At 62.7% G+C, this 13,392-nt stretch carries 13 protein-coding genes; 9 read left to right on the forward strand and 4 right to left on the reverse strand.

Annotation, left to right across the window (positions count from 1 at the left end; translation table 11 throughout):
* Positions 1 to 150: 150 nt before the first annotated feature.
* From HNP00_RS01590 to HNP00_RS01600, 3 genes are read left to right on the forward strand one after another with little or no spacing between them, the layout of a single operon-like run.
* Complete coding sequence (locus HNP00_RS01590; protein WP_184735187.1) at positions 151 to 1,287, forward strand: type III polyketide synthase; 1,137 nt, start codon at positions 151 to 153, stop codon at positions 1,285 to 1,287.
* On the forward strand, positions 1,287 to 2,015 hold the full coding sequence (locus tag HNP00_RS01595) for a class I SAM-dependent methyltransferase (RefSeq protein WP_184735189.1): 729 nt from the start codon (positions 1,287 to 1,289) through the stop codon (positions 2,013 to 2,015). Before HNP00_RS01590 ends, HNP00_RS01595 begins: the two co-directional genes overlap by 1 nt.
* Positions 2,008 to 3,150 carry an NAD(P)/FAD-dependent oxidoreductase gene (locus HNP00_RS01600; protein WP_184735191.1) on the forward strand — a complete coding sequence of 381 codons (1,143 nt, stop codon included), beginning with the start codon at positions 2,008 to 2,010 and terminating at the stop codon, positions 3,148 to 3,150. The genes HNP00_RS01595 and HNP00_RS01600 overlap by 8 nt, the downstream gene beginning before the upstream one ends.
* Here the strand turns inward: HNP00_RS01600 and HNP00_RS01605 are convergent.
* Positions 3,147 to 3,596: a nuclear transport factor 2 family protein gene (locus HNP00_RS01605; protein WP_184735193.1), complete on the reverse strand. Its 450-nt coding sequence runs from the start codon at positions 3,594 to 3,596 to the stop codon at positions 3,147 to 3,149. The genes HNP00_RS01600 and HNP00_RS01605 overlap by 4 nt on opposite strands.
* Before the next feature lie 99 nt (positions 3,597 to 3,695).
* On the opposite strand from HNP00_RS01605, the gene HNP00_RS01610 reads away from it, so the two are divergent.
* Positions 3,696 to 4,559, forward strand: a complete 864-nt coding sequence (locus HNP00_RS01610) for a hypothetical protein (RefSeq protein ID WP_184735195.1) — start codon at positions 3,696 to 3,698, stop codon at positions 4,557 to 4,559.
* Positions 4,560 to 4,584: 25 nt separating this feature from the next.
* Complete coding sequence (locus tag HNP00_RS01615; RefSeq protein ID WP_184735197.1) at positions 4,585 to 5,262, forward strand: peptide deformylase; 678 nt, start codon at positions 4,585 to 4,587, stop codon at positions 5,260 to 5,262.
* On the opposite strand, the gene HNP00_RS01620 is transcribed toward HNP00_RS01615, so the two are convergent.
* On the reverse strand, positions 5,252 to 7,279 hold the full coding sequence (locus HNP00_RS01620) for a S9 family peptidase (RefSeq protein ID WP_184735199.1): 2,028 nt from the start codon (positions 7,277 to 7,279) through the stop codon (positions 5,252 to 5,254). The genes HNP00_RS01615 and HNP00_RS01620 overlap by 11 nt on opposite strands.
* Positions 7,280 to 7,347: 68 nt before the next feature.
* Between HNP00_RS01620 and HNP00_RS01625 the strand changes: the two genes are divergently transcribed.
* The 4 genes from HNP00_RS01625 to HNP00_RS01640 all read left to right on the forward strand — a co-directional run bounded on the left by HNP00_RS01625 (position 7,348) and on the right by HNP00_RS01640 (position 10,469).
* Positions 7,348 to 8,202 carry a methyltransferase domain-containing protein gene (locus HNP00_RS01625; RefSeq protein ID WP_184735201.1) on the forward strand — a complete coding sequence of 285 codons (855 nt, stop codon included), beginning with the start codon at positions 7,348 to 7,350 and terminating at the stop codon, positions 8,200 to 8,202.
* 109 nt (positions 8,203 to 8,311) lie between these two features.
* Entirely contained in the window at positions 8,312 to 8,773 is a 462-nt protein-coding gene (locus tag HNP00_RS01630; RefSeq protein WP_184735203.1) for an NfeD family protein, read from the forward strand.
* An 85-nt stretch (positions 8,774 to 8,858) separates the two neighbouring features.
* Positions 8,859 to 9,878 (forward strand): SPFH domain-containing protein, encoded by a 1,020-nt coding sequence (locus tag HNP00_RS01635; protein WP_260404710.1) that lies wholly within the window; start codon positions 8,859 to 8,861, stop codon positions 9,876 to 9,878.
* Positions 9,879 to 10,121: 243 nt separating this feature from the next.
* Entirely contained in the window at positions 10,122 to 10,469 is a 348-nt protein-coding gene (locus HNP00_RS01640) for an RNA polymerase-binding protein RbpA (RefSeq protein ID WP_059389983.1), read from the forward strand.
* Between the two features lie 72 nt (positions 10,470 to 10,541).
* Here HNP00_RS01640 and HNP00_RS01645 read toward each other — a convergent pair whose 3' ends face one another.
* Both HNP00_RS01645 and HNP00_RS01650 read right to left on the reverse strand, forming a co-directional pair.
* Entirely contained in the window at positions 10,542 to 11,285 is a 744-nt protein-coding gene (locus HNP00_RS01645) for a polyprenol monophosphomannose synthase (protein ID WP_184735205.1), read from the reverse strand.
* 431 nt (positions 11,286 to 11,716) lie between these two features.
* Positions 11,717 to 13,378 (reverse strand): amidohydrolase, encoded by a 1,662-nt coding sequence (locus HNP00_RS01650; RefSeq protein WP_184735207.1) that lies wholly within the window; start codon positions 13,376 to 13,378, stop codon positions 11,717 to 11,719.
* Between the last annotated feature and the right edge of the window lie 14 nt (positions 13,379 to 13,392).

Below are 13,392 nucleotides of genomic sequence, written 5' to 3' on the forward strand. Positions count from 1 at the left end.
CCTCACGGTTCTACTTTACATAATGTAGATTATCGGCGATATTGAACACCTCAGCGGCACCCGCCACACAGAGCGAAATTGAACCCTCAAATCATCCACTTTTCCGTCCTCTGCCATTGTCAACGGCATCTTCGTCGCCAACAATGAAGCATGCCGGTCTACGTGAGGTCCCTGGAAACTGCCGTACCGCCCACAGTGCTTGTGCAACCACAGGCACGCGACGTTTTTGCATCCCAACCCGGCCTGACGCGGCTCGGATCCCGGCTCGTGCGGACGTGCTTCGATTCAGCTGCCATTGACACCCGGTTTACCGCTGTTGCCGAACTAACCCTTGATAACCACACCGAGAACCCGTCATTCTTCGATCCTGATTCGGGCCGGGTCCTGAGCCCTAGTACCAAGGTCCGCAACGAGATCTTTGCCGTCGAGGCCACCAAATTGTTTATTGAGGCAGCCAAAGCCGCCGTCGGGAAGTGTCCCGATATTGATTTACTTGACATAACTCATGTCATCACTGTCTCCTGCACCGGTTTCTTCAACCCCGGACCCGACTACAAGGTAGTCCGGGCCCTCGGTCTTAGCCCGGCCGTGCAGCGCTATCACCTCGGCTTCATGGGTTGCTACGCCGCATTCCCGGCCCTCCGGGCAGCCCGGCAGTTTTGTCAGGCCGATCCCTCCGCTGTGGTCCTGGTGATCTGTGTGGAGCTTTGTTCACTACACGTCCGGACCTCGAATGATCCGGACACCATCATGGGATCGGCGATCTTTGCGGACGGTGCGGCCGCCGCCGTCGTGACTTCCCGTGAACCTGAGGGACCTGACCCGGTGATCAGGCTGGATCATTTCGAGACCGTCCTGACGCCTGTCGGGGAAGAGGCCATGGCCTGGAATATCGGCGACGAGGGATTTGAAATGGTCCTCGGAACGTACGTGCCCCACATCATCGAGGAACACATCGCCGGGGCGCTCGAACCCCTGCTTGCACGGGACCCCTCCCTGGCCGGACTCCCCTACCGGGACATCACGCATTGGGCCATCCATCCTGGCGGCCGCAGCATTCTCGACAAAGTCGAATCGAAGCTTGAACTCACCGAAGAACAAATGATTCCCGCCCGCGAAGTCCTTCGAAACTACGGCAACATGAGCAGCGCCACCGTGCTTTTCGTCTTGAAGCACATCCTCGGACAAACTGCGGCGCAGCGAGAGGAACGTATCTGTTCCATGGCGTTCGGGCCAGGTCTCACCGTGGAGACGGGGCTGTTCACCCGGATTTCCCCTGTGTTGTGATGCCTGCCCTCCCCCGCCCTGGCGGCTTTCTCGGCGCACGGGACGTGACCGCAGTGGAAGACATGGACCGCCCCGACTGCGATCTCGACCGGCTCAACCGGAGTTACGCGCGGTTTCGGCTCGTCAACGCGGTGGTATCTGGCTGGCGCGATACGTACCGGACCCGGATCAAGCCATTGCTCACGACGGCGGCACCCACCACAGTCCTTGACATCGGCTGCGGTGGTGGCGATGTCGCCCGGAGCCTCGCTCTCTGGGCCGCCGCGGACGGATACCTGCTCGACGTCACCGGAATCGATCCGGACGAGCGCGCCTTCCATTTCGCCAACTCCGCGCCGAAAGTCGAGGGCGTGAGCTATCGGAAGGCTTTCAGCTCGGAGCTCGTATCCGAACGGCTCCACTTCGACGTCGTCATCTCCAACCACGTCCTGCACCACTTGACCACCCCGGAACTCGCCTCCTTCCTCAGCGACTCTGAACAGCTCTGCCAGCGGATTGCCCTCCATAACGACCTCAAGCGCAGCCGCCTCGCCTACTCCCTCTTCTGGGCCGGTGCCTGGCCACTCGGCATTGGCTCCTACATCCACGGCGACGGGCTCACGTCCATCAGGCGCAGCTACACAGCAGCCGAACTCCGTGCTGCCGCTCCCCCGGCCTGGACCGTAGAAGGCAGCGGCCTGTGGCACAACCTCCTGATTTACAGTCCCGTTGAGGCTCCGCATGTTTGACGTCGTAGTGGTCGGAGCGGGTCCGGTAGGGCTCTACATGGCCGCATTACTCTTACAACACGGGCACCGCGTCGCCATCCTGGAAAGGCGCGCGACGCCGGGCCGCCAAACCCGCGCCATCGGAATCCATCCTCCAGCGCTCGCGGCACTCGACGCCGTAGGTGCTGCCCGCCCCCTGGTCTCTTCGGGTGTCCGGATCACCCACGGGACCGCATACAGCGGCGGCCGCAAAGTCGCCGACATGAACTTTGCCCGCCCGTCAGCTGAATACCCCTTCATCCTTTCCGTGCCGCAATATCTCACCACCCAAGCCCTTGAGTCCAGGGTGATCGAACTCGATCCAGGCGCCCTTCTCCGCGGCGTGCACATCGAGGAAGTCGTCGACGACGGCGGGTACCTGCGGTTGCGCGGACAGGAAGGAAGGGCGGCGGTTGAGTTCTTGGGTCGCTTCGTGGTTGCAGCCGATGGTGTCCATTCGGCGGTTCGTGGGGGCCTGGGCATGGAGCCGCGATTGCGAACTTACCCCGACTACTACGTCATGGGCGATTTCCACGATGAATCGACGTATGGCAGCAGCGCAGTCCTCTTCCTTGAACCGGGAGGGATCGTCGAGTCTTTTCCGCTGCCCGGCGGTATCCGAAGGTGGGTGGTCCGGCTTGACGCCCCGTGTCAGGAACCCACTCCCCGCGTACTGGCCGCTCTGATCCGAAAGCGGACCGGAACGGCGGTGGACTCAGCAAGCAATACGATGATCAGTGCGTTTGGTGTAACCTCGCGCCTTGTCTCCCGAATGGTTCACGGACGGGTTGCCTTGCTCGGCGACGCCGCACACGAGATCAGCCCGATCGGCGGTCAAGGGATGAATTTGGGCTGGCTGGATGCGGCCGCGCTGGCGCCCATTATCAGCGAGGCGTTGCGAACGTCTGGAAGAAGGCCTGCCAGCAAGGAACTCGCGGAATTTGAGCGCAACCGGCAGCGCGCAGCGAAGAAAGCCATCTGGCAGGCGAGTGTGAACATGGCGCTGGGCCGCCCGCTGCCCCCAAAAGTCCTGAGCGCGCGGAACGCCTTGATCGGCCGGGCGATCACTTTGCCGATGTTCTCGGAACTCGTGGCCCGCCGATTCACCATGCACTAGGCGCCGTCTTGCACACTGCCGCCGGCGGGGACTGCTTCTTGCCCGGGCTCGGTGAAGTAGCAGTCGTAACTGTCCTGGCTCCGGATCTTTCCATCGACCACCTCAAACACGGCGGTGCTTCTGGCGCGGATGGTTTCTCCGGCATTCCAATGCGGAAGATCCAACAGCAAGGTTGCGGACCAGTTCATTTCCAGCACCACCCGGCCACCTTCGCTCGTGCTTCGGACAATGTCGAAATGCTGGTCCCGCACCACGGTCCTGCTCTGTTCGGCGCCGGAGAGAGTTTCCCGAAAATCCCGGATGGCGCCGGTTGGGGACAGAACGTGCGGCCATTCCGTGAGCTTGAAATCGTCCGCGAGGTAAGGCCGGACACTCTCCGAGCCACCTCCACTCTCCACCGCGCGGATCAATCCGAGCACACATTCCAAGGGGGTCGAATCGCTCATCCACCGAGCGTAGTACACCTTATTCCAGTGCAACCCGCAGCACCATGACCGGTACATGATTGCGTCTTAGACTGCATCCATGACCGCCAGGGGCGAAAAGTGAGCGCGCGACGACGGCGAGCGGCCGCCGTCGTACGCATCGGCCTGTTGGGCATCACGGCAGCTGTTGTCGCGGGATGTTCGGCGGCGGCCGGACCGCAGCCCACCCCTCCACCCGGTGTATTGACTGTCCAACTGAACCAGTTCCGGGACAACTACAGCACGCATGTCATCGAGATCCAGCTCAGCAACCCCGGCCCGGACACCATCACAGTAGTACGCGCGGCCCTTCGGACGGGGAGCTTTGACGGAACCATCGGATGGGTTTCGAGCACTGATGGCACAGCCATTCCACCTGGACAGACCAAGAGCCTTCCGGCGCAGCTTACGTCTGCCACCTGTCCCCCTGGCCCCTTGGAACCGACGGTTGACTTTGTCCTGGCGGGCTCGGATCACGTGTTCAACGAGTCCGTGACGGACCCCTTCGGCGTGCTGGCCCGGAACAACAGCGAACTATGCCTGGAACGCAGCGCCTCGGACATAGCGGGCCTGGAGCTCCTGCCGACGTTGGACCCGGGACCCCAGAAAGGGCTAGCAACAGTCACCATCACGGTCAAACCCCGCGGCGGAACAGGATCCATGACAATCGAGTCAATCGGCGAAACCACCCTCCTCGCCGCGGATCCGGGCAGCCCGTGGCCCCATGGCGTCGTGATTCATGGCATCGACAAGGACTCGACCCTCAGCCTGCGCATCCGCCCCGCGCGTTGCGACCCGCATGCCGTCGCGGAGGACAAGGTGGGCACGCTCATACCGCTTCACGTGACCGTCAACGGAGTCGCCGGGACTGTCAAAGTCGCCGCAGGTAATGCGCTGCGCGGGAGCATCTACGATTTCGTCACGAAGAGCTGCGGGGACGGTTGAGGGGTCAGCACACTAAGCTCGATCCATGGACTTTGAGACTCGACCCCTGTCTGCCGGCCCGGAGACAACGTTCACCGCCTCCCAAATCCGCGCCGCGGTTCAGGATCTACTGGCGCTCGACGGCCTCCCGCCCATCGTCCAGGTCGGCCACCCCGTGCTGCGGCAACTCGCCGCACCTTACGATGGCCAGCTCGAGGACACCGAGCTGGCACAATTGATCGAGCGGATGCGGGATGTCATGCACGCCGCGCCCGGAGTCGGCCTCGCAGCACCCCAGCTCGGCATCCCTTTGCAGTTGGCCGTGCTTGAAGACCATTTCGACGTTGACCCGGTCGCTTCCGAGATCCGCGGGAGGACACCACTGGGTTTCTTCGCGATCCTGAACCCCCGGTACGAGCCCGAAGGGACGTCTACGGCATCGTTCTATGAAGGCTGCCTGTCGATGCGTGGATTCCAGGCCGTGGTGACGCGGCATCGGGATGTTCACCTGCACTACCAACGTCCTGATGGAAGTACGGCCTCGGAAGGATTCTCCGGATGGCAGGCACGGATAGTCCAACACGAGACCGACCACCTGCGCGGCGGACTCTATTTGGACAGGGCCGAGCTACGGTCCCTTGCCGATGATCAGCAATACAGCGCCCATTGGGCGTACCCCGGAATCGACGAGGCGCGCCGCGGGCTGGGATTCCTTAACTCTTAGCCGTGCCGGATTCGCGCGATGGGTTTGCCGCGGAAGGCAGGTACTTTGCCCACCATGCGAGGATTTGTTCGAAGCGCCGGCGGCGGTGATGTGGCGTTCCCGAACGCGAAAGTTCGTGGTCCTCGCCGGGGAAGAGTAGCAGCGCAGTCTCCACGCCCTGCGCCTTCAGGGCGGCAAAGTAGCGCTGGCCCTGTTCAACCGGGCAACGGAGATCGTTTTCGCTGTGGATAACGAGCGTAGGCGTCTGGACGCCATTCACGACGGCCATGGGACTTTGAGCCGCCATCTGCTCGGGCAATCCACCCGTATATTGGCCGCCGAAGAACCACCCGATATCCGAGGAGCCTTCGAAACTGACGGGGTCAAGGAAACCCCGCTCCACAATGGCCGCCTTGAAGCGGTGTTCATGTCCGATGACCCAGGCCGTCAGATATCCGCCATAGGACCCACCCATGATGCCGATCGCTTCCCTGTCCATCAGTGGGAAGGCGTCCAAGGCGCCGTCCAGGAAGGCAAGCACATCCGCCATGTCCACCGTGCCCACTTTCTCCTTGATGGCGCCGCCGTGTGCCTGACCGTATCCGGCAGAACCACGGGGGTTGCACATCAGCACGGCATATCCCGCCTCGGCATACACCTGGGCCTCATCGAAGAACGCAGCTGTGTATTGTGCGAACGGCCCGCCATGAATGGTCAGCAGCACCGGATGTGGACCTTGCCCCTCCGGCAGAACCGCCCAGCCATGGACCGGGTAGCCATCCTTGCCAGTCGCAGTGAATTCCTGCGGTTCAAGAATCGTTGCTTCGGCTCGGAGTGCCTTGGCGAAGTCCGTCAGCACGCGCAGCCCGCCCTGGTCCAGAACACCGAGTTCGCCATTGCTTGACGCGTCGCTGAAGCTGACCGACACCACGCCACCCACGGCGGAAGCACCCCCGGCCACCCGAGCCCCTTCGAGCAGGACCGCACTCCCGCCGTCGGCCGTCCATTTGACCAGCTCAACGCTCCCCCGCCGGGCGTTGAGACCAAGCACGCCATCTGCCCCGAAAGGTTCGAGGGGGCCGGAAATGTCCTGGTTCTCCATATCGCTCAGCATGGTGGCTTCGCCCCCGCGAGCAGGCATCACATACAGGGCTGTGTTCCTGGCGACGAAGTCCAGACCGTCGTCGCCGAGGTCTTGCGCCGTAAAGAACAGCCATTCGCCGTCGATCGATTCGCAGGCTTCGTGGACAGACTGCGGCGCAGCGTCCGGCCGCACGGCCTCTGGCTCGCCGCCTCCGCCCGGGACGCGATAGATCCCGGAAGCGATATCGGCGTCGTGCCCTTTATGGAGTGATGCAACAAAGTAGACGCTCTCGCCATTGCGGCTGAAGGACGGTGACGTGTGATCGGCGTCGTCGAACGTCAACTGGACCGCCGTCGGCAGCAAACTCGGCGGATCAGCTCCGTTGTCTTTCGCCGCCCGACCCACGGGAGCCACAGGGGGTTCCGCTCCAGGCTCCGGGACGTCGACCACGAACAGTTGGGCTGGCTTGTCCGCCGTGTAGCCAAGCCCGTTGAGCCGGTACTGGTTGTCCGTGATCAGCCGGGGGTCTTCGCTTCCCGGTCCCACGCCGTCAACGGTCCCATAGCGGCCTTGTTCCGGAACCCGCGTCGAGAACACAATCCGGCGCGAATCAGGCGACCAGGAAAACTCCGAGACTCCCAATTTTTGTTCCGTGATGGCTTGGGGCTCTCCGCCGTCGGCTTCCACGACGTGCAGCTGCGGCTTGCCGTCCGGCGTCGCCCGAAGAAATGCCAGCACCCTGCCGTCCGGCGAAAATGCCGGGGCGGTATCCCTGAATCCCCGGGTGATCCGGCGGGGCGGCACAGCGGGGTCGAAAGCAACACTCCAGAGTTGCCCTACGTACGCATCGGCGTCGAAATCCGGCCGGGTGACGGCCACGACTGCGCGGGTGCCGTCAGGGTGGGCGGCAGGGGAAGAGACGGACTTCAGCAGCGGGAGTTGTTCGGCTTTCACGCTGGTGAGCCTAGCGGCCGACCCGCCGCGACGGTATGCGCCACTCCGGCCACCGTAGGATTGTCCGTATGCTTTCCGACGCCGTCCCTTCCCTGCGCTGCCCGGTCTGCCAGGGGCCTTTCGGGCTCAGGGGTGCGGCCCCCTTTTCGCTGAAGTGCGTCGCCGGCCACAATTTCGATGCCGCGAAACAGGGCTACTTCAACCTGCTCACCGGCAAGGGCACGGTCTTCGAGGCGGACACGGCAGAGATGGTCGCGGCCCGCAACGAGTTCCTGGGCGGCGGCCATTACGCCCCGCTCGCCGATGCGATCGCGAGGCTGGCGGCTCCCGTCCTATCAGAGCCGGGATCCCTCGTCCTGGACGCCGGCACGGGCACCGGCCACTATCTACATACAGTGCTGGAGCGCACTCCCGCGGCCGCTATTGGCATCGATATCTCGAAGTTCGCCCTCCGCCGGGCAGCACGGATGAATCCCGGCGCCATTAATCTTGTGTGGGACATCTGGCGTCCCTTACCGCTCGCCGACCATGCGGTCGATGCCATCATCGTGGTCTTTGCGCCGCGGAATCCTCCGGAGTTCGCACGCGTATTGCGCCCTGGAGGCCGAGTGGTCGTGGTGACTCCACGGAACGGTCATCTCAAGGAGATTGCGGACCGCACCGGGATGCTCAGTATCGAGCCTGGCAAAGACGAGCGCCTGGCCGAGTCCATGCAGGAATTCTTCACTGCTGCGGATTCCGTCCAACTCGATGTGCCGCTCACACTCAATGGGCGCGATATTGCCGATGTCGCCTTCATGGGCCCGGCGGGCCACCACCTTGAGCGCTCCGTCTTGTTGACGTCGACCGCCGCAGAATCATCAGTGCGTGCCATCGCAAAGTTCACCCTCAGTGTTTTCACTGCCCCGGAGGGACGCTCCTAACGCGAAGCTTCGCACCGGACTAGGATGGAAAAACAGCGACTGTGATTTTGCCGACGCTGCAGTCCGGATCAGGCCGGCTGCCGCCGCAAGTCCGGAAACAGGGGGAACGATGTTTGAATGGCTTGGCAGCAACTGGTGGGCTCTCTGGCTCACGGTTTTCCTCGCGTTTGCCGTAGTGGAAATGCTGACACTCAACTTCTTCTTCATCATGCTCGGCGGTGGTGCGTTGGCTGCACTGGTCGCGGACTTCGCCGGAGCTGATCTCTGGCTTCAAACCGTCGTCTTTTGCGTCGTGTCCTTGCTCATGATCGCCTTCGTCCGCCCGATCGCCCTGAGGCATCTGCACAAGGGCCCCGCCGAACAGCGTACCAACGTGGACCGCCTGATCGGCCAATCGGCGCTCGTCATGGAGCCCGTCTCCGCGACGGCAGGATTGGTGAAGATCGGTGGCGACGTGTGGACCGCCCGCAGCGCCGCGGGAATCATTGACGCCGGCCGGACAGTGCAAGTCACCAGGATTGACGGCGCGACGGCGGTAGTCGCCTCACCGGCGGAAAACAGCCCGCACTGAGCGGCGTCCCATGGCAGGACAACAATCGGCGCCTTGCCGTACACAAGACCGCATCAAATACGTAACTGGGGAATGAAGGAGATGTATGGATAGCTTGGGAGGAACTGCAGCCGCGATCGTGCTGCTCGTTCTCGTCATATTTGTGATCATCGTGTTGGTTCGCTCGATCAGGATCATCCCGCAAGCGCGCGCTGGCGTCGTCGAACGCCTCGGTAAATACCAGCGCACGCTCAACCCCGGGCTCACCATCCTGATCCCCTTCGTCGACCGCCTGCTGCCGCTGTTGGATCTTCGCGAACAAGTGGTTTCCTTCCCGCCTCAGCCGGTGATTACCGAAGACAACCTGGTTGTTTCCATCGACACGGTGGTCTACTTCCAGGTGACGGATCCTCGGGCCGCGACCTACGAGATCGCCAACTACATCCAGGCTGTTGAACAGCTGACCACCACAACGCTCCGTAATGTGGTGGGCGGCCTGAATCTCGAAGAAGCGCTCACCTCGCGTGATCAGATCAACGGCCAGCTCCGCGGGGTCTTGGACGAAGCCACGGGACGCTGGGGAATCCGCGTTTCACGCGTGGAGCTCAAGGCAATCGACCCACCCCACTCCATCCAGGACTCGATGGAAAAACAGATGCGGGCCGAGCGCGACCGGCGTGCCGCAATTCTGACCGCCGAAGGTACCAAGCAGTCACAGATCCTGACGGCCGAAGGCCAGCGGCAGGCTGCAATCCTTGCCGCCGAGGGTGACGCAAAGGCGGCTATCCTGCGCGCCGACGGTGAAGCCCAAGCCATCCAGAAGGTCTTCGATGCCATCCACAAGGGCAATCCGGATCAAAAGCTGCTGGCCTATCAATACCTTCAGACCTTGCCGAAGATCGCGGAAGGATCATCCAACAAACTGTGGATCATCCCCAGCGAGGTCGGTGAAGCGCTCAAGGGTATCGGCGGCGCACTGGGAGGCGTCAACGGAGGTTCCGGCGTTGCAGACCTGTTCAGCGATTCCGGGAAACCCCCGGCCGAGGTTTCCGCTCCGGCTGCCACCACTGCAGTGAGTTCCGGACACGCTGAATCGACGCCAGCTACACAGGAACCGTCGCCGTAACCGCGGACAGCTTGCAGGGGGACTGGCCAAATTCTTTGGCCGGTCCCCCTCGCTTTGTCCTGCCTGCATCGATCCGAGTATAATGGTGTATTTGTCCGGCCGGTTCAGTCCGAACGGAACATTAACGCTTGGTCAGGCGTTTCATCTAGTGATGCAACGTGTGCATACAGTAGCCCGGGCGGCGTCGATTCGGCGTCCGGCTAGCGCGGAGCCTGGTTCCGTGAACAGACAGAGGGAGTAATCATGAGCGATCGCAGCCTGCGGGGCATGCGTCTTGGCGCCCAGAGCATGGAAACCGAATCCGGTGTCGAGCCGGCACCGCGCCAGAGGGTTGAATACCGTTGCGCGGACGGGGAACAGGTCTTCGTGACCTTCTCGTCCGAAGCGGAAATTCCCCCTGTTTGGGTTTCCAAGACGGGCAAGGAAGCGCTCCTGGTTGATGGCGAACGCCCTGTTGACACCAACGAGAAGGCCGTCCGCACCCACTGGGACATGCTGCTGGAACGCCGTAGCCTTCCCGAACTCGAGCAGATCCTCGAAGACCGGCTGAACATCCTGCGCGAGCGTCGCGGGGAGCGCCGCTCGGCATAACGCGCCGGCCCAAGACGAAGGCCGGGTCCGCACTCTTCGCAGAGCGCGGACCCGGCCTTCGTTTGTCCTGCCCTACTTTGAAGCCGGAGCCTTTTTCCCGGTCAACGATGCCCAGCGGGCGGCCAACCCCCACTTGGTCACGTTGATCATGGCTTCAACAACGATGTTGCCGCTCATCTTCGACGCCCCTAGTTCGCGCTCCACAAAGGTGATGGGGCGTTCTACGATTTTCAGTCCGAGTTTGGCGACCCGCCACGCAAGGTCCACCTGGAAGCCGTAGCCGACCGATTCGACCTGGTCCAGCTTGAGCGCCTCAAGGGTGCTGCGGCGGAAGGCGCGGTACCCCCCGGTAATGTCCTTGATCTTCAGGCCAAGCATGATGCGGGCGTACGTGCTGCCCGTGCGTGAGATCGCCTGGCGGTACAGCGGCCAGTTCACAGTTCCTCCGCCGGGAACCCAACGTGAGCCCATGGCGAGGTCTGCGCCGTCGTTGATGGCATCCAGCAACAACGGCAGTTGCTCGGGCTGGTGAGAACCATCAGCGTCCATCTCTACGAGGACGTCATAGCCAGCCGCCATACCCCACTTGAATCCGGCGATATAGGCGGCCCCGAGGCCTTCTTTGCCTTTGCGGTGGAGTACATGAACCTGGCTGTCCTCGGCCGCGATGCTGTCGGCGAGCTGTCCCGTGCCGTCAGGGCTGTTGTCGTCGACAACCAAGACGTCAGAAGCGGGGACAGCGGCACGTAGCCGTCCGAGGGTCTTGGGTAGCGATTCCAGCTCGTTATACGTTGGGATGATCGTCAGGACACGCAAGAAGAGGCCTTTCCTTGATGGAGCGGTCAGTCGGCCAGAGCAACAGCATGGCTGGGATTCCGGCGCAACTCTCCATTATAGGACGACAACCCGGCGTACTCAGGGCCAAGTGTGGCCCTCGACACGCTGAGCGCGCTTGGCCGCGGGCAGGTCCACAGGCCCAGGTCCAGTGCCGGCCCGTGTTTTCAACTCGAGGCCGAACCGTTTTCTGCTGCACAGTGGACCTGCCCACTACGAGTGCCACGGTCTGGAAAGCAGGCCCGCTGTTTTGACACGGACCCCACCGTGGCCAGACCGCCAGGTGTTCCCTGTGGCAGCCTGTTGACCCTAAATGCTACGGGCTTCACAAATCCTGTCAAGCGCCTCCTGACCTGCGGTTTCACTCATAGACGCAGGTCAGGGGGCCTTCAGGATCGGCAGGATATTTGCAACTATGACCGTAATGAATCACTTGAGAAGAGCTCCCGACCTTCGCGCACGGTCTGCAGGCAGGCGGGGTCGTTTCCGCTGTCCAGCGCGGGCAGAAGGGGCGTGCGGGCGCGTGGATCCGTGGACCAGGATTGGACACGGTCATCTGCCACCTGAACCATCAGTTCTTCAACTTCCCATACCGCAAAGCTTGCAGGCGCCCCGGGAACCAATTGCCCCATGAGCGGATTGCGCTGCTTGCTGGCCCGCCAACCCGCCCGGGTGTGTCCCAGAAAAGCGGCCCGTGCCGAAATACGCTGATCCGGATTGCTGTGCTCCAAGCATGCCCTGACGCTGGACCATGGGCGCAACGGGGTGACCGGGCTGTCGCTTCCAAAGCACACAGGCACCCCGGTGGAGTAGTAGGAGGCGAAGGGGTTCATCGCTGCACTCCGGGCGCCCAGTCGCTGTTCATAGAGTTTTCCTGCTCCGCCCCAGGCGGCATCGAACGCAGGCTGGGCGCTCACGGTGATCGAGTACTTGGCAAGACGGGCGAGATCAGAAGCATCCGCCATTTCCACGTGCTCAAGGCGATGCGCCGCTGCACGGACCCGCTGCTCCCCCACTTCTGCAGCGGCAAGGTCCAAGGCATCCAGCGCAGTCTTCAGGCCGGCGTCGCCGATGACATGGAAACCTGCCTGGATACCCAAGGCTGAACAAGCGGCCAGATGGCGGGCGGCCTCGTCCACAGAGAGATACAGGCTTCCACGGTGCCCCGGCGCGTCAGAGTAGTCGGAGCGAAGGGCTGCCGTACGGGACCCGATGGAACCGTCGATGTTCAAATCGCCGGCCAAGCCAAGAACAGGCACGTCCAAGCCTGCCAGGATGGAAGCGGCATGCTCGGCAGAGGCGGCAAGCTCGCCCCAATAGGGCAGGATCTCGGCGACACCCTCCCTGCTTTCGTTCCACGACGAGGACATCCGCAGGTCCTCGACACTGCATAGGTGTGGCGCCGCCATCTCTGCCAGAGCCACGTAGCCGTTAGCCGCAGCCTCGCGGAGGGCCAGTTCTTGGTACCGGCGGCGCTCGGCTTCGGGGAACTGCCGGGCGACCAACCGCGAGGCAGTATGGGCTGCCCGCAGAACGTGCGCCGACCCGTCGTAGCCGTCAAGGCCGTCGAGGCCGGCATCTGAAACCAAGGACGATGACGCGAGGCCTGAGTGCGCGTCCACTCGCGCTAGATACACCTTGCGTCCACCGGCGGCGCGTTCGAGTTGTTCCAAAGTGGGCAGTGTACTGTCCTGCCAGGTCGATTCATCCCAGCCATGGCCCAGTACGGTGCCGGCGGCGCCAAGGGACTTCGCGGCGCGCGCGACGACGTCGAGCAGTTCCCGGGCCGAGCGGACCCCGGCCAGTTGGGGTGCATCGGATGCAATTCCAGTCTCGGTGAGATGCATGTGTGAATCTACGAAACCGGGAGCCAACAAGGCACCCCGCAAATTGATCATTTCCATCGAGGAATCGGCAATGGACGTCGCGGCTTGCTCTGAACCGACCCAGGCAACGGTGTCTCCGTCGACCAGCATTGCCGTCGCAAAAGGGTCTGCCGCGGTATAGACGGAACCGTTCCGGTACATCGTGACCTTGCGGGGCTTGGTTTCGGTGGGCATGCCTGGATGGGTCATGGAAATGCTCCTTG

Source organism: Arthrobacter sp. AZCC_0090 (assembly GCF_014207375.1).
GTDB lineage: Bacteria > Actinomycetota > Actinomycetes > Actinomycetales > Micrococcaceae > Arthrobacter.

What these genes read in the sequence shown, in the direction of transcription:
- HNP00_RS01625 (WP_184735201.1), top strand. Translation starts at nt 7,348, where the DNA reads ATGCTTTCCGACGCCGTCCCTTCCCTGCGCTGCCCGGTCTGCCAGGGG.
- HNP00_RS01605 (WP_184735193.1), bottom strand. Translation starts at nt 3,596, where the DNA reads ATGAGCGATTCGACCCCCTTGGAATGTGTGCTCGGATTGATCCGCGCG.
- HNP00_RS01600 (WP_184735191.1), top strand. Translation starts at nt 2,008, where the DNA reads ATGTTTGACGTCGTAGTGGTCGGAGCGGGTCCGGTAGGGCTCTACATG.
- HNP00_RS01595 (WP_184735189.1), top strand. Translation starts at nt 1,287, where the DNA reads ATGCCTGCCCTCCCCCGCCCTGGCGGCTTTCTCGGCGCACGGGACGTG.
- HNP00_RS01630 (WP_184735203.1), top strand. Translation starts at nt 8,312, where the DNA reads ATGTTTGAATGGCTTGGCAGCAACTGGTGGGCTCTCTGGCTCACGGTT.
- HNP00_RS01635 (WP_260404710.1), top strand. Translation starts at nt 8,859, where the DNA reads ATGGATAGCTTGGGAGGAACTGCAGCCGCGATCGTGCTGCTCGTTCTC.
- HNP00_RS01590 (WP_184735187.1), top strand. Translation starts at nt 151, where the DNA reads ATGCCGGTCTACGTGAGGTCCCTGGAAACTGCCGTACCGCCCACAGTG.
- HNP00_RS01615 (WP_184735197.1), top strand. Translation starts at nt 4,585, where the DNA reads ATGGACTTTGAGACTCGACCCCTGTCTGCCGGCCCGGAGACAACGTTC.
- HNP00_RS01650 (WP_184735207.1), bottom strand. Translation starts at nt 13,378, where the DNA reads ATGACCCATCCAGGCATGCCCACCGAAACCAAGCCCCGCAAGGTCACG.
- HNP00_RS01640 (WP_059389983.1), top strand. Translation starts at nt 10,122, where the DNA reads ATGAGCGATCGCAGCCTGCGGGGCATGCGTCTTGGCGCCCAGAGCATG.